The organism is Variovorax sp. GW821-FHT10D07, assembly GCF_059415325.1.
This window is the reverse complement of the sequence record NZ_JBWKMZ010000001.1, coordinates 707,821-728,349: the sequence shown is the minus strand read 5'-3', so window position 1 is coordinate 728,349 and position 20,529 is coordinate 707,821. Positions and strand designations below refer to the sequence as shown.

Annotated in this window: 18 protein-coding genes, 1 tRNA gene and 1 pseudogene; 11 read left to right on the top strand and 9 right to left on the bottom strand. The window is 69.1% G+C overall.

Annotated elements, in window-relative coordinates; genetic code table 11:
• Window positions 1–107: 107 nt before the first annotated feature.
• Together budC and AC07PU_RS03390 are read right to left on the bottom strand one after the other, a co-directional pair.
• The gene (gene budC / locus AC07PU_RS03395) at window positions 108–872 is read right to left on the bottom strand and encodes a meso-2,3-butanediol dehydrogenase (protein WP_495315232.1); all 765 of its coding nucleotides are present in this window, start codon (window positions 870–872) and stop codon (window positions 108–110) included.
• Between the two features lie 131 nt (window positions 873–1,003).
• A complete protein-coding gene (locus tag AC07PU_RS03390; RefSeq protein ID WP_208513439.1) occupies window positions 1,004–1,954 on the bottom strand; it encodes a LysR family transcriptional regulator in 951 nt (316 codons plus the stop codon).
• Between the two features lie 103 nt (window positions 1,955–2,057).
• Between AC07PU_RS03390 and AC07PU_RS03385 the strand changes: the two genes are divergently transcribed.
• The gene (locus AC07PU_RS03385; protein WP_495315230.1) at window positions 2,058–2,432 is read left to right on the top strand and encodes a nuclear transport factor 2 family protein; all 375 of its coding nucleotides are present in this window, start codon (window positions 2,058–2,060) and stop codon (window positions 2,430–2,432) included.
• Between the two features lie 22 nt (window positions 2,433–2,454).
• Here the strand turns inward: AC07PU_RS03385 and AC07PU_RS03380 are convergent, their stop codons facing one another.
• Window positions 2,455–3,402, bottom strand: coding sequence for a GlxA family transcriptional regulator (locus AC07PU_RS03380; RefSeq protein ID WP_495315227.1), 948 nt, complete (start codon window positions 3,400–3,402; stop codon window positions 2,455–2,457).
• 137 nt (window positions 3,403–3,539) lie between these two features.
• Between AC07PU_RS03380 and AC07PU_RS03375 the strand changes: the two genes are divergently transcribed.
• Entirely contained in the window at window positions 3,540–4,373 is an 834-nt protein-coding gene (locus AC07PU_RS03375; RefSeq protein ID WP_495315225.1) for an isocitrate lyase/PEP mutase family protein, read from the top strand.
• 10 nt (window positions 4,374–4,383) lie between these two features.
• Window positions 4,384–5,568, top strand: a complete 1,185-nt coding sequence (locus AC07PU_RS03370; RefSeq protein ID WP_495315223.1) for an MFS transporter — start codon at window positions 4,384–4,386, stop codon at window positions 5,566–5,568.
• Here the strand turns inward: AC07PU_RS03370 and AC07PU_RS03365 are convergent.
• Window positions 5,563–6,480 carry a DMT family transporter gene (locus tag AC07PU_RS03365; RefSeq protein ID WP_495315221.1) on the bottom strand — a complete coding sequence of 306 codons (918 nt, stop codon included), beginning with the start codon at window positions 6,478–6,480 and terminating at the stop codon, window positions 5,563–5,565. The two genes, AC07PU_RS03370 and AC07PU_RS03365, sit on opposite strands and share 6 nt — an antisense overlap.
• Before the next feature lie 168 nt (window positions 6,481–6,648).
• Here AC07PU_RS03365 and AC07PU_RS03360 point away from each other — a divergent pair, with 168 nt between their 5' ends.
• Entirely contained in the window at window positions 6,649–8,367 is a 1,719-nt protein-coding gene (locus tag AC07PU_RS03360) for a thiamine pyrophosphate-dependent enzyme (RefSeq protein ID WP_495315219.1), read from the top strand.
• Between the two features lie 14 nt (window positions 8,368–8,381).
• Window positions 8,382–9,104, top strand: coding sequence for an MgtC/SapB family protein (locus AC07PU_RS03355; protein ID WP_431514642.1), 723 nt, complete (start codon window positions 8,382–8,384; stop codon window positions 9,102–9,104).
• A 15-nt stretch (window positions 9,105–9,119) separates the two neighbouring features.
• Here AC07PU_RS03355 and AC07PU_RS03350 read toward each other — a convergent pair whose 3' ends face one another.
• Together AC07PU_RS03350 and AC07PU_RS03345 are read right to left on the bottom strand one after the other, a co-directional pair.
• Window positions 9,120–13,493, bottom strand: coding sequence for a DEAD/DEAH box helicase (locus tag AC07PU_RS03350; RefSeq protein ID WP_495315217.1), 4,374 nt, complete (start codon window positions 13,491–13,493; stop codon window positions 9,120–9,122).
• A 155-nt stretch (window positions 13,494–13,648) separates the two neighbouring features.
• Window positions 13,649–14,560, bottom strand: coding sequence for a LysR family transcriptional regulator (locus AC07PU_RS03345; protein WP_495315215.1), 912 nt, complete (start codon window positions 14,558–14,560; stop codon window positions 13,649–13,651).
• Window positions 14,561–14,645: 85 nt separating this feature from the next.
• Between AC07PU_RS03345 and AC07PU_RS03340 the strand changes: the two genes are divergently transcribed.
• Window positions 14,646–15,422 (top strand): SDR family oxidoreductase, encoded by a 777-nt coding sequence (locus AC07PU_RS03340; RefSeq protein ID WP_495315213.1) that lies wholly within the window; start codon window positions 14,646–14,648, stop codon window positions 15,420–15,422.
• The gene (locus AC07PU_RS03335; protein WP_495315211.1) at window positions 15,415–15,813 is read left to right on the top strand and encodes a GlcG/HbpS family heme-binding protein; all 399 of its coding nucleotides are present in this window, start codon (window positions 15,415–15,417) and stop codon (window positions 15,811–15,813) included. Before AC07PU_RS03340 ends, AC07PU_RS03335 begins: the two co-directional genes overlap by 8 nt.
• A gap of 39 nt (window positions 15,814–15,852) precedes the next feature.
• On the opposite strand, the gene AC07PU_RS03330 is transcribed toward AC07PU_RS03335, so the two are convergent.
• A complete protein-coding gene (locus tag AC07PU_RS03330) occupies window positions 15,853–16,737 on the bottom strand; it encodes a LysR family transcriptional regulator (RefSeq protein ID WP_495315805.1) in 885 nt (294 codons plus the stop codon).
• 154 nt (window positions 16,738–16,891) lie between these two features.
• Between AC07PU_RS03330 and AC07PU_RS03325 the strand changes: the two genes are divergently transcribed.
• Window positions 16,892–17,335, top strand: a complete 444-nt coding sequence (locus AC07PU_RS03325) for a VOC family protein (RefSeq protein ID WP_495315209.1) — start codon at window positions 16,892–16,894, stop codon at window positions 17,333–17,335.
• A 74-nt stretch (window positions 17,336–17,409) separates the two neighbouring features.
• On the opposite strand, the gene AC07PU_RS03320 is transcribed toward AC07PU_RS03325, so the two are convergent.
• Window positions 17,410–17,486: transfer RNA gene (locus AC07PU_RS03320), tRNA-Arg, on the bottom strand.
• A gap of 101 nt (window positions 17,487–17,587) precedes the next feature.
• Window positions 17,588–18,202, bottom strand: coding sequence for a TetR/AcrR family transcriptional regulator (locus AC07PU_RS03315; RefSeq protein ID WP_495315207.1), 615 nt, complete (start codon window positions 18,200–18,202; stop codon window positions 17,588–17,590).
• A gap of 149 nt (window positions 18,203–18,351) precedes the next feature.
• Between AC07PU_RS03315 and AC07PU_RS03310 the strand changes: the two genes are divergently transcribed.
• The 3 genes and pseudogenes from AC07PU_RS03310 to AC07PU_RS03300 form a co-directional block, all read left to right on the top strand.
• Window positions 18,352–19,110, top strand: coding sequence for an SDR family NAD(P)-dependent oxidoreductase (locus tag AC07PU_RS03310; RefSeq protein ID WP_495315205.1), 759 nt, complete (start codon window positions 18,352–18,354; stop codon window positions 19,108–19,110).
• Window positions 19,111–19,164: 54 nt separating this feature from the next.
• Window positions 19,165–20,157, top strand: a complete 993-nt coding sequence (locus AC07PU_RS03305; RefSeq protein WP_495315803.1) for an SDR family NAD(P)-dependent oxidoreductase — start codon at window positions 19,165–19,167, stop codon at window positions 20,155–20,157.
• Window positions 20,158–20,218: 61 nt separating this feature from the next.
• Window positions 20,219–20,416: pseudogene (locus AC07PU_RS03300) on the top strand (tyrosine-type recombinase/integrase); the annotation flags it as partial.
• Between the last annotated feature and the right edge of the window lie 113 nt (window positions 20,417–20,529).

The window sequence follows — 20,529 nt, the reverse complement described above, 5'->3', positions numbered from 1 at the left end:
TGGTTGGGTTTCGTGGGAGCCATGACACTCGGTTCGGGGTTGCCCGCATCGCGTAGGCCTGCAGCGCATCGCCACGCAGGAATGACGCATCCCGCGAGCGCGCCGCCTCAGGCCATGTTGGGCTGCCCGTTCGAGGCCATGAGTCCGCCGTCCACCGGCAGCGCCACGCCCGAGACGAAGCTCGCGTCGTCGCTCGCCAGGAAGGCCACGACCGCCGCGATCTCCGAGGGCTCGGCCCCGCGCCCCAGCGGAATGCGCTCGCGGAATTTCGCCATCAGCTTGCGGTCGCCCTTCATGTCCTCGGTCATCGGCGTGAAGGTCAGGCTCGGGCAGACGGCGTTGACGCGCACGCCGTCCTTGCCATGGTCGAGCGCGAGGGCCTTGGTGAAGTTGACGATCGCGCCCTTCGAGGCGTTGTAGAAGCCGAGCGCCCAATCGCCGCCGAGCCCCGAGACCGAGCCGGTGTTGACGATGCAGCCGCGGCTCGCGATCAGGTGCGGCATGGCCGCGCGGCAACCGTGGAACACGCCGCCGACGTTGGTCGCCATGGTCTTGGCCCAGCCGTCGAAGGGTGCCTCGGTCACGCTGCCCTCGACCGCGATGCCCGCGTTGTTGAACAGCACGTGCAGCGCGCCGAAGCGCTTGATGGTGGCGGCCACCAGCGCCTGCACCTGCTTGTAGTTCGACACGTCGGTGACCTTGACCAGCGTGCGCTCCGGCGGCAGGTCGGCGGCGACGCGCTCGAGTTTGGCCTTGGTGTCGCCCGCGAGCACGACGCTGGCGCCCTCCTGCGAGAAACGACGGGCCGTGGCCTCGCCGATGCCGGAACCGGCGCCCGTGACGATGACGACACGATCGATGAAACGTTGCATGCTGCTGCTCCTGGACGTTGAAGCGCCGCAGCTTGTGCAGGCGAAGCGGCGCGCGGTGTCGGTGCGCGGCGATTGCGTTGTCGGACACACGCCTGCGGGGCGGTGGCTGGCAAAGGTCGCGCGGTGCCTGCTCAAGCGCGTTGCCGGCAGGCTGCGTGTCCCTCGGATTGTGGCCCGGGCATCATGCGCGCGACGAAGTCGATGAACGCCCTGACCTTGGCCGGAACGTGCTCCCTGCCCGGGTAGTAGACATAGAGCGGGAAGGTCTCGTCGGGCCAGTCCGTCAGCACCGGCACCAGCGTGCCCGCGCGCAGGTGCGCTTCGATGCCGAGGTCGATCACCTGCGCGATGCCGTAGCCCGCGAGGCAGGCGCCGATCTTGGTGCCCGCATCGGTGACCGTCAGGCTGCCGCGCACGGCCACCTTCAGCTTCTCGTCGCCGCGCCAGAACTCCCAGTCGAAGAGCCGGCCGGTGGACGGGTCGATGGCATGGATGCATTCATGGCCGCCATCGACCAGATCCTGCGGCGACGCCGGCCGGCCGCGTTGCGCGAGGTAGGCGGGCGCGGCCACGGTCAGGATCCGCGGGCTGTAGAGCCTGCGGCAGACCAGCGTCGACACCGACGGCGCTCCGAACCGGATGGCGAGATCGAATCCGTCGCTCACCAGGTCCGGGAGATCGTTGCGCGTCTCCAGCTTCAGTTGGAGCGCGGGGTGGCGCTGGAGGAACTCGGCCAGCTCCGGCGCCAGCACGAGGCGGGCGAACACCGCATCGCAGGCCACGCGCAGCGTTCCGTCGACGACCGAGGTCTGAGCCGACGCACCGACCGTCGCCTCCTCGATGCCCTGAAGCAAGGGCAGCACCTTCGCCAGCAACGCGTGCCCCGCATCCGTCACTTCGACCTGCCGGCTGGTGCGATGCACGAGCTTCGCGCGCAGCCGGTCTTCCAGCCGCTGGATGGCGCGGCTCACCGCGGGCTGTGTCCGGCCCAGGCGCGAGGCGGCACCACTGAAGCTCTTGCAGTCGGCGACCGCGGCCAGCACCAGCAACCCGCCTACGAGTCCTCCATCGAGGTCTTCCATGATCCATGTGTTCCTGTAATGGCAGCGATGCCCGATTCGCGGTAGCGGGGAAGGGGAGGAGCTTTCACCATACGAAGCTTCCATCCCTTGAAGAGATTTCGCAATGACCCAGACCCAAGCCGTCGCCGCCCTGATCGACGACTATTTCCATCTCGCCTACGAGCCGAAGAGCCGCGACTTCCACCAGGTCTTCCACCCGAGCTGCCTCGTCCAGTGGCTTCAGGACGGCGAGCTGCAGACCCTGTCGTCGACCGACTATGCGGCGCTCATCCGCGGGAGGCCGAGCCCCGGTTCGACGGATTCGCCGCGCGAGGAGGCGATCCTCTCGATGGCGCACATCTCGGACAGCCTCTCGACGGCCATCGTGAAGGTGCGGATCGGCCAGAAGCTGTTCAACGATCACTTCGTGATGCACGAGGTCGAGGGCCGCTGGTCGATCACGAACAAGTCGTCGTTCGTGGCGCGGACCTTCGACTGAGACGCGCGGCGGCATGCCTGCCTCAGGCGCGCCGCGCCTCCGACCGATTGGCCCGGCGAATGACCTGCGGCGGCTGCCCATAGGCCCGCAGGAAGGCCCGGCGCATGCGGTCGGGGTCGCCGAAGCCGGTGTCGCGCGCCACGGTCTCGATCGGCAGCAGCTGCGACTCGATCATCAGCCGCGCGGTCTCGGTGCGCAGCCGCTCGATCGCCTTGGCGGGCGTCTGGCCGGTCTCCTCCCTGAACACGCGGCCGAACTGGCGCGGGCTGAGGCTGGCGGCCTCGGCGAGCTCCTCGAGCGAGAGCTCGTTCGTCAGATGGCTCTTCGCATAGGTGAGTGCCTTCTGGATGCGGTCGGTGCGCGGTCGCAGCTCGAGCAGCGCGGAATGCTGCGACTGGCCGCCGGTGCGCCGGTGGTACACGACCATGCGCTTCGCCACCAGCTTGGCGACATCGGCGCCGCAGTCCTCCTCGACCAGGGCCAGGCCGAGGTCGATGCAGGCGGTGGCGCCGGCCGAGGTCCAGACGCTGCCGTCCTGCACGAAGATGCTGTCCTCCTCGAGCAGCACCTCCGGGTGATGGCGCCGCATCTTGAGCACGTGGGCCCAGTGGGTGGTCGCGCGCTTGCCGTCGAGCAGCCCGGCCTGCGCGAGGTTGAAGGCGCCGGTACAGGCCGCCCCCATGCGCCGCGAACGGCGCGCCGACTTGCGCAGGAAGGCCAGCATGGCGGGGGAGCCCTCGGTCACGACGGTATCGCCGACCACCAGCACGGTGTCGTAGCGCGCGTTGCCGAACGGCACCGTGCCGACCTCCACGCCGCACGAGGACCGGACCGGCCCGCCGTGCTCGGACAGCAGGGTGTGGACATACAGCGGCTCGGCCAGCGACATGTTGGCGTACTCGAACACCGAGACCACTGCCAGGGTGAGCAGCTGAAAACCGGGATAGATCACCACGCCGACACGAATCATCCGACACCTCGTTGCACGGTGCGCACAGGGCGAGCCCATGGCGCAAAAAGACGGAAACCTGACCTTAACGCCATCGAAGTTTAGACCGAAGATCCATGCCTGTCACCCCGCGAGGGGCCCCACTTCAGGAGCACGCATTGACTTCCCCCCACCTCGACCCGGCGAGAAACACGGTCGCGCATTTCCGCCAGCTTCACCGCGCCGCCACGCCGCTGGTTCTGCCCAATGCCTGGGACGCTGCCTCGGCCCGGCTGTTCGAGCACGCCGGTGCCGCGGCCATCGCCACCACCAGCGCGGGGCTCGCCTGGTCGCTGGGCCATGCGGATGGCCGGGCGCTGCCGGTCGACGAAGCCGTCGGTGCGGTCGCGAGGATCGCCAGGGTGCTCACGGTGCCGCTGTCGGTCGACATCGAGAACGGCTATTCGGACGACCCGAAGGCCGTCGTCGATCTCGTGCAGCGGCTGCTCGACCTCGGCGTGATGGGCATCAACATCGAGGACGGACGGGACGCCCCGGCGATCCTGGCGGCCAAGATCGAGGCGATCCGGGCCTTCCTGCACCGGACGAACGCCGACCTGTTCGTGAACGCGCGCACCGACGTCGTCCTCGCCGGGCTCGCGGAGCCCTCGGAGCGCGTGGAGGAGACGATCCGGCGCGCGACGCTGTACTCGGCCGCGGGTGCCGATGGCCTGTTCGTGCCGGGCCTGCGCGAGCCGACGGAGATCGAGGACGTCGCCCTCGCCACGCGGCTGCCGCTGAACGTCATGGCCTGGGGTGGCCTGCCCGGTGCGGCCGCGCTCTACAAGCTCGGCGTGCGGCGCCTGAGCGCGGGCTCCGCGATCCCGCAACTGGTATGGGGGCAGGCCGAGCGCGCCGCCCGGGGCTTCCTCGAGACCGGCCACTCCGATCCGCTCTCGGCCGACGCGAAGCCGTTCGCCGAGGTGCAGCAGCTCTTCCTTGCATCGCGCTGAAGGAAAAGCCATGGACAAGCGATTGCTGGTGCTGGCCCTCGGGATGTTCGCGCTCGGCACGGACACCTTCGTGATGGCCGGCATCCTGCCGCAACTGGCGCACAGCTTCGACGTCGACATCGCAGTGGCCGGCCAGTTGACGACGCTCTATGCGATCGCCTATGCGCTGCTGGCGCCGACGATCGCCGCCGTCGCGGGCAACGTCCCGCGCAAGCAGCTGATGCTGGCGGGGCTCGGCATCTTCGTGCTCGCGAACCTCGCCACGGCGCTCGCGCCCAGCTTCGCGGTCGCGCTGGTGTCGCGCGTGTTCGCCGGACTGGGCGCGGCCATGTACTCCCCGACCGCGACCGGGACGGGCGCGAGCATCGTGGCGCCGAACCGCCGCGGCCAGGCGATCGCCGTGATCGTCGCGGGCCTGACGGCGGCCACGGCGCTGGGCTCGCCGATCGGCACCGTGCTCGGGGGGCTCGGCGACTGGCGCTGGACGATGTACTTCGTCTCGGCCGTGGGGCTGGCGGCGGGCCTGGGCATCCTGGTGCTGCTCAGGCAGGTGCCGCTGACGCCGCGGATCGGTCTCAGGGCGCGCCTGGCGCCGCTGAAGGATTCGCGCATCGGCTGGACCCTGCTGACCACCTACCTGGGCATGGCGGGCAACTTCCTGGTCTACGTCTACTTCTCGGTCGTGTTCGATCGCGTGCTGGTCAACGCGCTGGTGTTCGGTGCGCTGCTGGTGGTCTGGGGCGCCAGCGGCACGCTCACCAACATCGCGCTGGCGCGCGTGCTCGACAGGACCAGTCCGACGAAGGTCATGTTCGTGGTGCTGGCGGCCCAGGCGGTGGACATGGCCTTCCTGCCCTGGACCAGCGCCTCGCTAGGGCCCGCCGTCGTGGCCGTCGCGATCTGGGGGGCGACAGGGTGGGGCATCCAGGGGCCGCAGCAGTATCGGCTCGTCAATATCGCGCCGCCCATCGCGCCGGTGCTGCTCGGCCTCAATACCGCGGCGACCTACCTCGGCGTGACGACGGCCGGCATCCTGGGCGCCGTGGGCATCCATCTGCTCGGCGCCCACTACCTGAGCCTGCTGAGCGTGGGCGTCTTCATGCTCGCGATCTTCACCTCGCACATGGCCGGCCGCCGGATCGCCGGGCACCGGACCGAGGGGGTTGCGAGCGCCGCGCTGCCGGCGCGCTCATGACGAGGGGCGCGTCGCGGAAGCCGCCGGCTGCTGCTTGTTCCGGGCCGATCGCGATGCTTCGCTGCGCGCCAGCCACAGGCCGCTCGCGACGATCAGCGCGCCGCCGCCCAGGGTCCAGGCATCGGGCACGGCCTGCCAGAACAGCCAGTCGAGCAGGATGGCCCAGGCCAGCGCGCTGTACTCGAAGGGCGCGATGGCGGCGGCCTGGCCATGGCGGAACGCCTCGGCGATCGCCAGTTGCCCGAGGAAGCCGCTGAGGGCGAGGCCCGCGAGCATCCATGCGTGCTCGGCGCGGATCGGCACCCATTGCGGCGCCGCCAGCAGGCTGCCGCCCAGGGCCATGCCGACGGTGGTCCAGAACACCAGCGCGGCGCTCGGCTCGGTGCGGCTGATGAGCCGGCCCAGCATGTTCGACAGCGCATAGCAGACCGCGGCCACCAGGATCGCGATGGCGCCCGCCGAGAGGAAGGCGCCCTGCTCGGGCCGCAGCGCGATCACCACGCCCGCGAAGCCCAGCCCGATGGCGATCCAGTGCCGCGCGTGGATCGATTCGCCGAGCATCGGCACGGCGATCAGCACCATCAGCAGCGGCGCGATGAAGGTCAGCGTGTAGGCCTCGGCCAGACCCAGCGTCTTGAGGCCATGGACGAAGAGCACGAGCATCGCCATGTTCAGCGCGGCGCGCAGCAGGTGCAGGCGCCAGCGCAACCGGCGGTTGAAGACCCCGGCCGCCTCGCGGCGCCACGCGACGTAGAGGCAGACCAGGGGCAGCGCCGTCAGGCCGCGCAGCGCCATCACCTGCGCCGGCGGATAGTGGCCGGCCAGGGTCTTGAGCAGCGCGTCCATGCAGCCGAAGAAGGCGCAGGCCAGCAGCATCGCGGCGATGCCGCGCAGGGTTCCGGTCGATTGCATCGGGTGGGTCGTCTCGCGACGGGGCGGGTGCTCGCCGCCGTCGGGCTTTGCGGATGTTTGGCGCATTCTGCCTGCGCGGCGAAATCCTACCCATGGTTTCGACCGCTGCCCACGGGCCGCGCGAGGCGGGTGCGTAGCCTCTTGTCTTTGTCGCAAAGGAAGCTCCGCATGGCCCACAAGAAAGTCGCCGACCTCGTCATCGAAACCCTGCAGAAGGCCGGCGCCAGACGTTGCTACGGGATCGTCGGCGACACGCTGAACCACGTGACCGACGCGATCCGCCGCAGCGAGATCGAATGGGTGCATGTGCGCCACGAGGAAGCGGCCGCCTTCGCCGCCGGCGCGGAGTCGTACCTGACGGGCGAGCTGAGCCTGTGCGCGGGTTCGTGCGGGCCGGGCGGGCTGCACTTCATCAACGGCGTCTTCGAGTCGAACCGCAACCGCGCGCCGGTGGTGCTGATCGCGAGCCAGATCGTGACGGCCGAGCTCGGCATGGAGTTTCCGCAGGAGGTGGACTTCAAGTCGCTCTATGCGGGCTGCAGCGTCTTCTGCGAACAGGTGCAGTCGGCCGAGCAGGCGCAGCGCGTGGTGGCGCTGGCCGCGCAGGCGGCGTTGTCGCGCCGCGGCGTGGCCGTCGTCATTTTGCCGAGCGACATCGCGCAGACCGAGGTGAAGGAGGGCCTGGGCTTCTCGGTGCACCGCGCCGCGCCGGTGATCCGGCCCAACGATGCCGAACTCGCGCAGCTGGCGGCCCTGATCGGCAAGGGAAAGAAGATCGCGATCTATGCGGGCCATGGCTGCGAGGGCGCGCACGAGATGCTGCTGGCGCTCGGCCAGTGCCTGAAGGCGCCGATCGCCCACACCTCGCGCGCCAAGGATTTCGTGGAGTACGACAACCCCTTCAACATGGGCATGACCGGCATCTTCGGCGTGGAATCGGGCTACCGCGCGCTGCAGGAGTGCGACACGCTGCTGCTGCTGGGCGCCGACTTCGCATGGAGCCAGTTCTATCCGGCCAAGGCGACCATCCTGCAGATCGACGTCGACGGCAGCCATCTCGGGCGCCGCCATCCGGTGGCGCTGGGGCTGGTGGGCGACATCGCGCACACGGTCGAGGCGCTGATTCCCCTGCTCGAGGAGCGCGCCGACCGAAGCTTTCTCGACGACTGCCTGCGCCATCGCAAGGCTTCGCTGGAGACGCTGCGCCGCGACGAGCGGCCCGGCAAGGCGGGGCTGATCCATCCGCAGCACCTCACGCGCGTGATCGACGAACTGGCGGCCGACGATGCCGTCTTCACCGCCGATGGCGGCAGCCCGATGGTGTGGTCGCTGCGCCACCTCACGATGAACGGGCGCCGCCGCACGCTCGTGAGCCTGCTGCACGGGACCATGGCCAACGCCATGCCGCAGGCGCTGGGCGCGCAGAAAGCCTTCCCGGGCCGGCAGGTGATCTCGCTGTCGGGCGACGGCGGCATCGCGATGCTGCTGGGCGACCTGATGACGGCCGTGCAGGAGAAGCTGCCGATCAAGGTCGTGGTCTACAACAACGCGAGCCTGAACTTCGTGGAGCTCGAGCAGAAGGTCGAGGGGCTGCTCGACAACTACACCGACCTGCTGAACCCCGACTTCGCGCGGCTGGCGGAGGTGATCGGCTTCTACGGGCAGAAGGTGGAGCGTGCCGAGCAGCTGCCCGATGCCGTGCGCGCCTTCCTCGCGCACCCCGGGCCGGCGCTGCTCGACGTGAAGGTCAACCGCACGGAACTGGTGATGCCGCCGAAGGTGGAGTTCAGCCAGGTCGCGGGCACGATGCTGTATTCCGCCAAGGCGGTGCTCGGCGGGCGCTCATCGGACGTGGTGGACCTGATCAAGGACAACTTCACCGAATGACGCCGGCCCTGTCCATGCTGCACGGCAACGTTCTTCTGTCCCATGGCGAGACGCTGCTGCGCCTGTTCGTCGCGGCCGCGCTCGGCAGCCTCGTCGGCCTGGAGCGCGAGCGATTGCTGTGGGCCGCGGGCATCCGCACGCACATGCTGGTGAGCGTGGGTGCCTGCCTCTTCATGCTGGTGTCGGCCTATGGCTTCGCGGACAGCCTGCGCGGCGAGCACGTGGTGCTCGATCCGTCGCGCGCGGCCGCGCAGGTGGTGTCGGGCATCGGCTTCCTCGGTGCTGGCGCGATCCTCGCGCGCGGGGAGATCGTGCGCGGGCTCACGACCGCCGCGAGCATCTGGACCGTGGCCGCGATCGGGCTCGCGGTCGGCGGCGGGCTGTACTTTCCGGCCGCCGCCTCCACCGTGATCATCCTGGTGATCCTCGCGGGCATCAAGCCGCTGGAAGAGGCCTACCGCGCGCGCAGCCAGAGCTGCCGGCTGCGCGTGGTCGCGACACACGGCGCGGTGAGCCCGGAGTCGCTGGAGCAGGGGCTCGAGCTGCAGCCCGCGCGGTTGCGGCGTTTCCTGGTCGCGGTGCGACCGGGCGGTGAGCTCGACGACATCACGGTGCAGCTGGTGCGCGTGTCCTCGGCCGACATCGGCAATTTCGTGCGGCGGCTCGAGACGCTGGAAGGCGTGCAGTCGGTCGAGGTGGTGACGCGCGGCGGCGGGCACGGCGCCGAGGCCAGTTGAGGCGGTCGCGCGGACTCAAGCCGACGGCTGCGCGGCGAGTTGGTGGGTGCGCAGCGAGGGCTCGAGCGAGAGCGCACGCCTCGCCGCCTGCGCCCGCGCGGCATCGAGCTCGACCAGCAGGCTGATCTCTCCCGCCACGCTGGTCGCGATCGGCACGCCGTCGCAATACAGCACGCGCGAGCCCGCGACCCGCGGCACCTTCGGACCGTTCACGACGGTGCCCAGCAGGTTGGCCGGGTCGCTGGCCGCGAGCGCGATCAGCGCGCCGTCGCCCGGCTCGCGGCGCACGCGCCGCATCGATGCCACCGCCTCGGGCAAGGCGAACTGCTCGCCCGACACGCCGGCGATGAAGCGACCGCCACGGATCTCGCCACGCGCCTCGAGCCGGCGGCACACGCGCACCAGCTCGCGCCAGGGCGGCAGCCACGCGGCTTCGCGCTCGAGCAGCCGCCAGCAGACGACGCCGTAGCGGCGCAGCAGCAGGTGCACCACCTGTTCGATGGCCTCGGCGGAGCTGGCCACCATCGCTTCGGCGGCGGCGGGCGGCCGCACCAGGGTCCAGCGCCCGGCGTCCTCGATGCTGAAGAGCGGCGCGCGCCGGCGGCGCCGCAGGTCGGCCGAGGCGCGCTTGGCGGCCGGCACCAGCAGGGCGCGCAGGCCAGCGTAGCTGTCGCAGCGCGCGCGGCCCTTGGCGACCAGTTCGGTCAGCGCCTCCTCGATCTCGACCGGCAGCAGCCGGGTGCCATGCGCGATCTCGTCGAAGAAGCAGGCGCCGTGCTGGGCCAGGTGCGTGGCGACGCGTGAAGCGCGCGAGCCCAGGTTGTCGTCGTCGGCAGGTGCGGGCGCGAGCGTGGTCCACAGCGCCGAACTGCGGCGCGGCAGCAGCACCACCGGCGTGGCGCGCAGCGACAGGCTGCCCGCGCCCTTGCGCCCCTCGGTGGCCGTCGGCCGCAGCCGCGTCCACAGCACGCGCCCGGCGGTGCACAGGTCGTCGAGCCAGGCGCCCGCGTAGTCGCTCACGCGCGCGGGCAGCAGCTCGGCCTCCCACAGCGGCGCGGGCGCTTCATAGCCTTCGAGCTGCGAGAGGATGCCCGACAGCGCTTCCGGGCCACTCACGCGCGAGCCCGCGCCGATGTGCTGCCATTCGAAGAGGAAGCGCACGAAGTCGCGCGGCTCGACCGGTTCGATCTCGCGGCGCAGGCGCCCGAGCGTGTAGCGGTGGATGCGTGCCAGCAGATGGCGCTCGCACCATTCGGGCTCGGTGCCGCCGGGCGTGAAGCGGCCCTGCAGCACGCTGCCTTCGGCCTGCAGCGCGAGCAGGGCGCCTTCGACCTCCGCGGCCGACAGGAAGAGCGGCCCAGCGAGCTGCGCGACGGTCACGGGGCCGAGCCCGCCCAGGCGCGAGCGCAGCAGTTCGCGCAGCGCGATGTCGCGGTCGGCGGGCTGCTCGGCGTCGTCCGGCGCGACGATGGCGGGCTGCATCGGCGTATCGGGCGCCACGGCGCGCAGCAGGCCGAGCCGCTCGGCCGTCACCCACAGGCCGCGCGCTGCGCGCCCCTTGCCTTCGAAGATCAGGCGCGTCGCGCGGCCGGCCTTGGCCAGTGCCGTCAGCCATTTCTTCCAGTCCGCCTGCTGCGCCACCTCGTCGTCGTTCAGGGCACCGAGCATGCCTAGCGCCTCGTGCATCTCGTCGGCGCCGCGCGGCTGCGGCCATGCCTCCTCGCGCACGCTCGCAATGGCCTGCGCGTCGAGCTGGCCGACGTCGTCGGCGCTCTGCGGATCGGTGTAGCGCCGGTTCTGCACGGCCTGCGTGCGGCGCTCCTCCAGCGGCGCGTCGTCGAGGAAGGCATAGGGCCGCGCGTTCAGGGCCTCGAGCGCGAGCGGCGAGGGCGCGGGCAGGTCGCGCGCCAGCACGCGCACCGCGCCGGCCTCCATGCGCCGCAGCAGCGCGAGCCAGCCGTCGGCGTCCATCGCGTCGTGCAGGCAGTCGTCGAGCGTCTGCGCGACCAGCGGATGCTCGGGGATCTCGCGCTCGCCGACGATGTTCTCAGCGCACGCGACCTGGTCGGGAAAGACGGCCGCGAGCAGGTCCTCGGAACGCATGCGCTGCAGCTGCGGCGCCACCTTGCGCCCGCCGGTGAAGCGCGGCAGCGCGAGCGCGGTGGTGGCGTTCCAGCGCCAGCGCACGCCGAACAGGGGCGCGTCGAGCAGCGCCTGCACCAGCACGTGCAGCGCCGAGGCCGAATGCAGGTAGCGCGCCACCTCGTCGAGCGGGAAGCTGTGGCTGGTCGAGAGCGACAGCACGATCGCGTCCTCGGTCGCCGCGGCCTGCAGCTCGAAATTGAAGGTGCGGCAGAAGCGCTTGCGCAACGCCAGGCCCCAGGCGCGGTTGAGCCGGCTGCCGAAGGGCGCGTGGATCACCAGCTGCATGCCGCCCGAGGCATCGAAGAAGCGTTCCATCACGAGCGTGTGCTGCGTGGGCAGGTCGCCGAGCACGGCGCGCGCCTGCGCGAGGTGCGCGACGATCTGGCGCGCGGCCTCGTCGTCGAGGCCGATGGCCTGCGTCAGCAGCGCCATGGCCGCGTCGTTGCCGCCCGATGCGAGCGCCTGCGATACCTCCTCGCGCAGCCGCGACACGCCGAACGACAGCTCGTCGCTGCGCCCCGGCGCCTCGCCGAGCCAGAACGGGATGTTGGGCGCCGCGCCCTGCGCGTCCTCCACCCGCACGCGGCCGGGCTCGATCTTGAGGATGCGGTAGCTGGTGTTGCCGAGCTGGAACACGTCGCCCGCGAGGCTCTCGACCGCGAAGTCCTCATTGACGGTGCCGATCTTGTCGGCCTGCGGTTCCAGCACGACCGTGTAGTCGCCGGTCTCGGGGATGGTGCCGCCGGAGGTCAGCGCGGTCATGCGCGCGCCCTTGCGTTCGCGCAGCAGGTGGTGCACGGCGTCGCGGTGCACATAGCCCGCGCGCTGGCCCTGCCGCGTGGCGAAGCCCTCGGACACCATGCGCACCACCTCCATGAAGCGCGCCTGCGACAACTGCGCATAAGGCCAGGCGCGGCGCACCAGGGCGAACAGTTGGTCCTCGTTCCATTCGCGGCAGGCGGTCTCGGCCACGATCTGCTGCGCCAGCACGTCCAGCGGCGCCGGCAGCACGCGCAGCGCATCGAGCTCGCCGCGGCGGATGCAGTCGAGCAGGGCGGCGCATTCGACCAGCTCGTCGCGCGACTGCGCGAACAGCCGCGCCTTCGGCACGCCGCCCACCGCATGGCCCGAGCGTCCGGCGCGCTGCAGGAAGGTGGCGATGGCGCGCGGCGAGCCGAGCTGGCACACGAGGTCGACATCGCCGATGTCCAGGCCCAGCTCGAGCGAAGCCGTGGCGACGAGCACCTTGAGCTCGCCGCGCTTGAGGCGCTGCTCGGCGGCCAGCCGCGTTTCCTTCGACAGGCTGCCGTGGTGCGCGGCCACCGCCTCCTTGCCGAGGATGTCGCCCAGGTGCCGCGCCGCGCGCTCGGCCATGCGGCGCGTGTTGACGAACACCAGCGTGGTCTTGTGCAGCCACACGAGCTCGGCCACGCGCGCATAGACCTGCGTCCACTGGTCGCCCGACATCACGGCCTCGAGCGGCGTGGGCGGCAGCTCGAGCGCGAGGTCGCGCTGCTTGGCATAGCCGATGTCGACGATCTCGCAATCGGCCGTGCCGTCGGCGCGCAGCGCGCCCGCGCCGACCAGGAAACGCGCCACCTCGTCGATGGGCTTCTGCGTGGCAGACAGGCCGATGCGCACCGGCCGCGCGCCGCCTTGCGCCGTGCAGAGCTCCTGCAGCCGCTCCAGCGACAGCGCCAGGTGGCTGCCGCGCTTGCTCGCGGCGATGGCATGGATCTCGTCGACGATCACGCTGCGCACCGTCGACAGCATCTTGCGGCCCGAGGCGGAGCCCAGCAGCACGTAGAGCGACTCGGGCGTGGTCACCAGCACGTGCGGCGGCCGGCGCAGGCTCTGCTGGCGCTCGCGCTGCGGCGTGTCGCCGGTGCGCACAGCGGTGCGGATGTCGACCTCGGGCAGCCCCAGCGCCGCCAGCTCGGCGCGAATGCCCGCGAGCGGCGCGTCGAGGTTCAGGCGGATGTCGTTGGACAGCGCCTTGAGCGGCGAGACGTAGACGACGGCGGTCTCGTCGGGCAGGCCGGCGGGATCGAGGCCGCGGCGCACCAGGTCGTCGAGCGCCGCGAGGAAGGCCGTGAGCGTCTTGCCCGAGCCGGTGGGCGCGGCCACCAGCGTGTCGCGCCCGGCACGGATCGCCGGCCACGCCTGGGCCTGGGCCGAGGTGGGGCCGGGGAAGGTTCGCAGGAACCAGCGGGCGACGGAGGGGTGAAACGAGTGCAGGTCCACGGGAAGTGCAGGCTACGACAACGATCGCGGGGGCGCAACGCGCGCGCCGTAGACCCTGCAGGTCGGGACGTTGCGGGGCAACTCAAGAGGGTTCGAACGCGACCGGTCGCGATGCCTGGTGCGCTCTCGCGAAATTCCCGAGCGAGGAAGCGTCCTCACGAGGCCCCGTCGCGCACCATGTCGATCAGTGCACGCAAGGCACCGGAGACGTGGCGGTGTCCCGGATAGTAGAGACACAGGCCCGGATAGGCGGGACACCATTCATCCAGCACGCGTTCGAGCCTGCCGTCGCGCAATGCCTCCAGGGCGAGGTGATCGGGCACGAAGGCGATGCCGATGCCCTCGATCGCGGCATCGACCATCAGCGGCTGGTCGGTGAGGGTGATCGGCCCCTTGACGTCGATGCTCTCCTCGACGCCATGGCGGGCGAACTCCCAGCGATAGAGCGCACCGCTCTCGAAACGGAATCGGATGCAGTCGTGCTGGTGCAGGTCCTGCGGCACGGCAGGCCGACCGCGCGCCGCGAGGTAGCTCGGCGAGGCAACGGCGGCAAAACGCACCGGCCCGCCCACGCGCACCGAAATCATGTCCTGCGGCACGGCTTCGAACAGGCGAATGCCCGCGTCGAAGCCGTCGGCCACGACGTCGCCGAGCTTCCCGTCGCAGACGATGTCGAGATGGACCCGCGGATAGGTGCGCACGAAGCGCGCGAGCAGGGGCCGCAGCACCAGGCGAACTGCGCCTTCGCTGGAATTGATGCGTATCGTGCCGCTCGGGGTGTGCTGAAACTCGTCGACCTCCTGCAATGCCTGCGTGAGCGACGACAAGCTGGGCCGCAGCTTGACCGCCAGCCGCTCCCCGGCATCGGTCAACGACATGCTGCGCGTGGTCCGGTTCAGCAGTCTCACGGCCAGGCGCTGCTCGAGCATCTTGATGGAGTGGCTGACGGCCGATGCCGTGATGTCCAGCTCCCGGCCCGCGGCACGAAAGCTGCGGTGCGCCGCGACCGAAAGAAAGACATTCAGGGCGAACAGATCGCAGCCCTTGAATTGATGAACGGGATTCATCGGAGCAACAAGCGTTGGTGGGATTGTCCGAATGGTATGGCCTTCCTAGACTGGCTCGCACAGTCACACGAAAGGTATTCGAACCATGTCCCAGAAGATCTTGATCACGGGTGCGAGCTCGGGCTTCGGCCGCGGCTCGGCCATCGAACTGGCCCGGCAAGGCCACCAGGTGGTGGCCGCCGCCGAAACCTGGCCGCAGGTCCGCAGCCTGCGCGCGGATGCCGCCGCCGCCGGGGTCGAGATGGAGGTGATCAAGCTCAACCTGCTCGACGGCATCGACATCGCGCACGCGGGCTCCTTCGATCCCGACGTGCTGGTGCTCAACGCCGGCGTCATGGAGGGCGGCTCGATCGCCGACATCCCGATGCAGCGCGTGCGCGAGTCGTTCGACATCAACGTGTTCGGCCATCTGCAGCTGGTGCAGGCCATCCTGCCCAGGATGGTGGCGCGCCGCGCGGGCAAGGTGGTGTGGACCTCGTCGATGGGCGGCATCCTGGTGGTGCCTTTCCTCGGCATCTACTGCGCGACCAAGCACGCGATCGAAGCCATTGCCGGATCGATGAAAGCGGAGCTCGCGCCCTTCGGCATCAAGGTCGCGACCGTCAACCCCGGCGTCTTCGGCACCGGCTTCAACGACACCGGGGCCGAGAGCTTCGTGCAGTGGTACGACGCCGACAAGGCGGTCGTGCCGATGCCCGACTTCAGCGGGAGCCTGCTCGATCAGGCCGATCCGCAGGAAATGATCGACGCGATGGTCGAGATCATTCCCGCCGACGAGCACCTCTATCGCACGATGCGTCCGCTGGCGACGATCGATGCCGCCAGGCAGTGGCAGGCGACGGAGTGGTCGCAGAATGCCTGACATCGCCATCGACCATGCCCACCGCGTGGTGGCCCGGGGCCGGCAGGCCGCACAAGAGGCCGGCGTGAACGCGGTGTTCGCGGTCCTCGACCGCGGTGCGAACCTCGTCACCTTTTCGCGCATGGACGATGCGTGGCTCGCCTCGAGCGAACTGGCCATCGCCAAGGCCCGCGCCTCCGTGATGTTCAGGATGCCGAGCGAAGCGCTGAATGCGCCGCTGCAGGTGGGGATACCGGCGCCGCACTTCGACCACATCCACGCGGGCGGTCTGCTGCTGATGGGCGGCGGCTTGCCGCTGTTCGATGGCGACGGTGTGTTGATCGGTGCGCTGGGGGTGTCCGGCGGAACACCCGATCAGGATGCGGCACTCGCACGCGCGGCGGTGGCGTGATCGACGCGGGAGGGCATGCAGGCGTCGATGCCCTCGCGTTCAAGCCTCGGGCGGCACCGCGCCATAGGCATCGGTGATCAGGTGCGCGAGCGCGCGCGAGGCTTCGTTCATGTTGCGCTTGCTGCGATGAACCAGGCCGATGTCCCGATGAAAGGTGTCTTCCTCGAGGTCGATGACACGGACCGCCGCGGGCCAGCGGCGGTTGCGCATCGTCTGCGGAACCAGCGACGCGCCCAGGCCGAGCGCGACCAGGCGGATCAGCGCATCGAGTTCGTCGGCCTCGCAGACGTCCCTCACCGCAATATGTTCGCGCCGCAGGAACCGGTCCACCTGCCGGCCGGCCAGCGATGCGCGGTCGTAGCGGATGAAGGGGATCGTCATGAGCAGCTCCCGCCAGCCGATGTCCGGCGCATCCCTCGGAACGATGAGCCGGAAAGGCTCCTGTGCCAGCGTGGTCCATCTCAGGTCGCTGTGCAGGGAGAAGGGCGGCCGGATGACGATCGCCATCTCGAGTTCGCCGGCATCGACGAGCTGGGCCAGGTCCATCGAGAGGCCCGGCACCAGCCGGGTCCGGACCTCCGGAAACTGCCGATGGAAGCGCGCGATCGCCTCGGGCAGCAGGTGCGATTGCGCCGAAGCGATCGAGCCGATGCTGAATCGGAACGAGGTCGGCGTTCCGATGTTGCCGGCGCACAGGTCCGAATACATGCGGAGGAGCTGCTCGGCCTGGCCGACCATCTGGTGCCCCCGATCGTTGAGGCGGGCGGTGCGGCCGGCGCGGTCGAAGAGGTCGTGGCCCACCTCGGCCTCGAGGCGCTGCATCTGGGCGCTGATGGCCGACTGGGTGAGTCCGATCTTGTCGCCGGCGGCCGAAAAGGTGCCCTCGCTCGCGACCGCCAGAAGGGTCTTCAGTTCTCGGATCATGGAAGCGATCTGCTGTTCTCGAGCGCCGGGGGCAAGCCCGGGCCTCTCGGCTTCATACAAAAATTATTTGTCTAAAGCCGCAATATTAATTGCTTTTTTTATTGCATCGGCATGCCTATCGTTCGGGCCTGTACAACCACACCGAGGACCCCCGATGCTTGCCCCCCGCACCAACCCCGCGATGCTGTCGCCGTTCCATGTCGCGTTTCCCGTGCATGACCTCGCGCTCGCGCGCCGGTTCTATGGCGAGACCCTCGGCTGCCCCGAGGGCCGCAGTTCCCCGGACTGGATCGACTTCAATTTCTACGGCCACCAGATCGTGGCCCATCTCGCGCCCGAAGAGGCCGGAGTCGCGCAGAAGAACGATGTCGACGGCAAGGGCGTTCCGGTGCGCCACATGGGCATCGTGCTTCCGCGCGCCGATTGGGACGCGATGGCGGACCGGCTGAAGACGGCCGGCATCCGGTTCATCATCGAACCCTACATCCGCTTCAAGGGCGAAGCGGGCGAGCAGGCGACGATGTTCTTCCTCGACCCATCGGGCAACGCGATCGAGATCAAGGCCTTCGCCAACATCGAGATGCTGTTCGCCAAGTAGTCGCGAAGGTCGCGCACAAAGAAAAACGGGCTAGACGCCTGAACGTCTAACCCGTGGTTCTAGAACCGAAATTCTGGTGCGGCTGGCAGGAATCGAACCCACGACCCCTTGGTTCGTAGCCAAGTACTCTATCCAGCTGAGCTACAGCCGCGAAGCCTTCGATTATAGCCCGGAAATCGGCACCTACCCTTGCGGGCCGGCCCGTGCACCACGCCGACGATCTGGCGGCTGGCGCCCAGCGAGGATTCGCCGTCACCCCTGCGACTGTCTGCCCGAGGACCGGCCGCTGCCCGGCCAGGTGGCAAGCGCTTGATCGGCGACGGCCTCCAGCACGTCGCGGCTGAAGCCCGCCTTGGCCTGCACCGCCATGCCGTGGCACACGGCGCAGACATAGGCCGCCAGCGCATCGCACTTCGCATCGGAGGGCAGGTCACCCTCGCGCTTGGCGCGCTCGAAGCGCTCTTGCAACGTCGCTTGAGCTGCGGCACGGGCCTCGACCAGTGCTCGACGCACCGGCTCCGCGTCGTCCGACCCGGCCAGCACGCCGTGTATCGCCAGGCAACCGGTGCGTTCGGGGTCGCGGGTGTTCAGTTCCGCCGTGTTGTAGAGGATGTGCGCGGCAACCTCGCGCGAGGTCGGCAACTCGAGCGCGGCGGGGAAGAACGCGAGATAGTGGGCGTAGTAGCGCTCCAGCGCCTGCCGGAACAGGGCTTCCTTGTTGCCGAACGCCGAATAGAGCGCCGGGCGTTCGACGCCGATGGCTTGCGTCAGATCGGTGTACGAGGTGCCCTCGTAGCCCTTGCGCCAGAACATGGTCAGCGCGGCGTCCAATGCCTGCTCCACATCGAATTCGCGCTGACGTCCCATGAGTCGCACCACCTTGGTTTTTTCGTAACGATCGATATTAAACCGCTTGACGCTTCTCGTCCATTTCCATATCGTTCGTTACGATACCGATCGTTATGAATTCCCGATGCCCGGGACACGGCGCGCGGTTGTCTTCGAAAGAGCATGTCATGCAGCAATTCTTGAAGGGCAAGCTTGCCCTCATCACTGGCGGTTCGCGGGGGCTGGGCGCCGCGACCGCGGAAGCGTTGGCCGACCTCGGTGCCGACATCGCGATCACCTACGTGGCCTCTGAAGAAAAGGCGAATGCGGTGGTGGAGAAATTGAAAGCCAAGGGCGTTCGGGCCCTGGCCCTCCAAAGCGACCAGGCCGACACGACCGCAGCGAAGCCCATGGTCGACCAGGTGCTGTCGCACTTCGGCCGGATCGACATCCTCGTCAACAACGCCGGCATCGCCGTGCAAGGCAAGACCGTCGACGATCCCGCACTCGACACGGTCAACCTCGACCGGCAGTGGCAGGTCAACGTGATGGGAACGGTGGCCACCACGCGCGCGGCAGCACCGGTGCTTTCCGATGGCGGGCGCATCGTCTTCATCGGCTCCCTGCTGGGCACCCATGTTCCGTTCGCCGGAGCAGCCGACTACGCGGGAAGCAAGGCGGCCCTGGTCGGCTACGCGAAGGGCGTGGCGCGCGACCTCGGCAGTCGCAACATCACCGCCAACGTCGTGCAGCCGGGCGTCATGCCGACCGACATGGCGACCGAGGTCCTCGGCGACGGAGTGCCGGAGGCGCTCCTGAATCTGCATCCGATACGCCGCATCGCGACGCTCGAGGAAGTGGCGGCCCTGGTCTGCTTCCTGGTCGGACCGAACGGCGCCTACATGACGGGCAGCGTGATCGACGTGGCCGGCGGCCTGGCCGTCTGAGCTTCAGCGGCTCTGCCAATGAAATTCGAACTGAACAACGTGCAAGGACCAGACATGAGCAAGAAATTTGATGCGAAATCGACCGCCCAAGACGTGCTGGCGGGTGCCGATCTGAAGGGCAAGCGCTTCCTCGTCACGGGAACATCGGCGGGGATCGGTGTCGAAACCGCGCGTGCGCTCGTCTCGCGTGGCGCCAGCGTTGTGGGACTGGTCAGGGACCTGGCCAAGGCCCGGGCGGCAACGGCATCGGTACGCGATGCGGCGGCGCAGGCCGGAGGCAGCTTCGAGCTGGGCGAACTCGATCTCGCATCCCTGCGAAGCGTGCGCGCCAGCGCCGACAGACTGCTCGCCGACGGTCGTCCGTTCGACGCCATCATCGCCAACGCCGGCGTGATGGCCACGCCCTTCGGTCTGACGGAGGACGGCTTCGAGATCCAGTTCGCGACCAACTACCTGGGCCACTTCGTTCTGATCCATCGGATCGAACCGCTTCTCGTCGACAACGGTCGCCTGGTCATGCTGTCGTCCCAAGCGCACCGCGTTGCCGATGTGGACCTCGACGATCCGAACTTCTCGGAACAGCCCTACGACCCGTTCGTCGCGTACGGTCGATCGAAGACGGCGGAGACCCTGTTTGCGGTGGCGTTCGACAAGCGTCATCGCCATCGTGGCGTCCGGGCGGCTGCGGTCATGCCCGGCAACAGCCTGACCGAACTGCCGCGCAACTTCTCGGCAGAGCAATTGCAAGGCCTGTTCGAAACCGTGGGCAAGGCGCGTGCCGAAGCAGGTCTTCCTCCAGGGCAACTGAAAGCTGTCGGGCAGGCAGCGGCGACTTCGGTCTGGGCGGCAGTCGTGGCCGACGCGGACGAGATAGGAGGCCGCTATCTCGAGGACTGTGCCGTCGCTCCAGTGAACGATTCGCCTAATCCGTTCGCCGACGGTGTCAGGTCCTATGCACTCGACGCTGGACGCGCCGAGCAACTTTGGGCCAGGACACAGGCACTTCAGGCCGATCGGATTGCAGGTGCCGTGCCCATCGGTACGTAATGCATCTCATGGGCAAGGGCGCAAAGACGGCCAAGGTGGCCTTGCCCTCGCTGGCCCGCTCGCCGAAAAGCTCCGCCTCGCCAGTCCGCACTGGATGCGTCACACGCACGCGACCCATGCGCTGGCGCGGGGGGCCGAGCTCACCATCGTTCGCGACAACCTGCGGCACGCCTCCCTGCAGACCACGTCGATCTACCTGCACGCCGATGAAGTCGCGCGTTCACGGCAGATCGACGAAGCATTTCCGTCTCGGGACTGATTGCTGAGCGTCACGGCCAAACGGGCCAGAAGCACACCCACCAACAGAATCATTGATTTTACATAACACTCATTGGATGAATTCGGCGTCGGGAGGGCATCGACCTGAAACGC

Excerpts from the sequence above, each read along its gene's own strand:
- budC (WP_495315232.1), bottom strand. The coding sequence starts at position 872 with ATGCAACGTTTCATCGATCGTGTCGTCATCGTCACGGGCGCCGGTTCC.
- AC07PU_RS03390 (WP_208513439.1), bottom strand. The coding sequence starts at position 1,954 with ATGGAAGACCTCGATGGAGGACTCGTAGGCGGGTTGCTGGTGCTGGCC.
- AC07PU_RS03385 (WP_495315230.1), top strand. The coding sequence starts at position 2,058 with ATGACCCAGACCCAAGCCGTCGCCGCCCTGATCGACGACTATTTCCAT.
- AC07PU_RS03380 (WP_495315227.1), bottom strand. The coding sequence starts at position 3,402 with ATGATTCGTGTCGGCGTGGTGATCTATCCCGGTTTTCAGCTGCTCACC.
- AC07PU_RS03370 (WP_495315223.1), top strand. The coding sequence starts at position 4,384 with ATGGACAAGCGATTGCTGGTGCTGGCCCTCGGGATGTTCGCGCTCGGC.
- AC07PU_RS03365 (WP_495315221.1), bottom strand. The coding sequence starts at position 6,480 with ATGCAATCGACCGGAACCCTGCGCGGCATCGCCGCGATGCTGCTGGCC.
- AC07PU_RS03360 (WP_495315219.1), top strand. The coding sequence starts at position 6,649 with ATGGCCCACAAGAAAGTCGCCGACCTCGTCATCGAAACCCTGCAGAAG.
- AC07PU_RS03355 (WP_431514642.1), top strand. The coding sequence starts at position 8,382 with ATGCTGCACGGCAACGTTCTTCTGTCCCATGGCGAGACGCTGCTGCGC.
- AC07PU_RS03345 (WP_495315215.1), bottom strand. The coding sequence starts at position 14,560 with ATGAATCCCGTTCATCAATTCAAGGGCTGCGATCTGTTCGCCCTGAAT.
- AC07PU_RS03340 (WP_495315213.1), top strand. The coding sequence starts at position 14,646 with ATGTCCCAGAAGATCTTGATCACGGGTGCGAGCTCGGGCTTCGGCCGC.
- AC07PU_RS03335 (WP_495315211.1), top strand. The coding sequence starts at position 15,415 with ATGCCTGACATCGCCATCGACCATGCCCACCGCGTGGTGGCCCGGGGC.
- AC07PU_RS03330 (WP_495315805.1), bottom strand. The coding sequence starts at position 16,737 with ATGATCCGAGAACTGAAGACCCTTCTGGCGGTCGCGAGCGAGGGCACC.
- AC07PU_RS03325 (WP_495315209.1), top strand. The coding sequence starts at position 16,892 with ATGCTTGCCCCCCGCACCAACCCCGCGATGCTGTCGCCGTTCCATGTC.
- AC07PU_RS03315 (WP_495315207.1), bottom strand. The coding sequence starts at position 18,202 with ATGGGACGTCAGCGCGAATTCGATGTGGAGCAGGCATTGGACGCCGCG.
- AC07PU_RS03310 (WP_495315205.1), top strand. The coding sequence starts at position 18,352 with ATGCAGCAATTCTTGAAGGGCAAGCTTGCCCTCATCACTGGCGGTTCG.
- AC07PU_RS03305 (WP_495315803.1), top strand. The coding sequence starts at position 19,165 with ATGAGCAAGAAATTTGATGCGAAATCGACCGCCCAAGACGTGCTGGCG.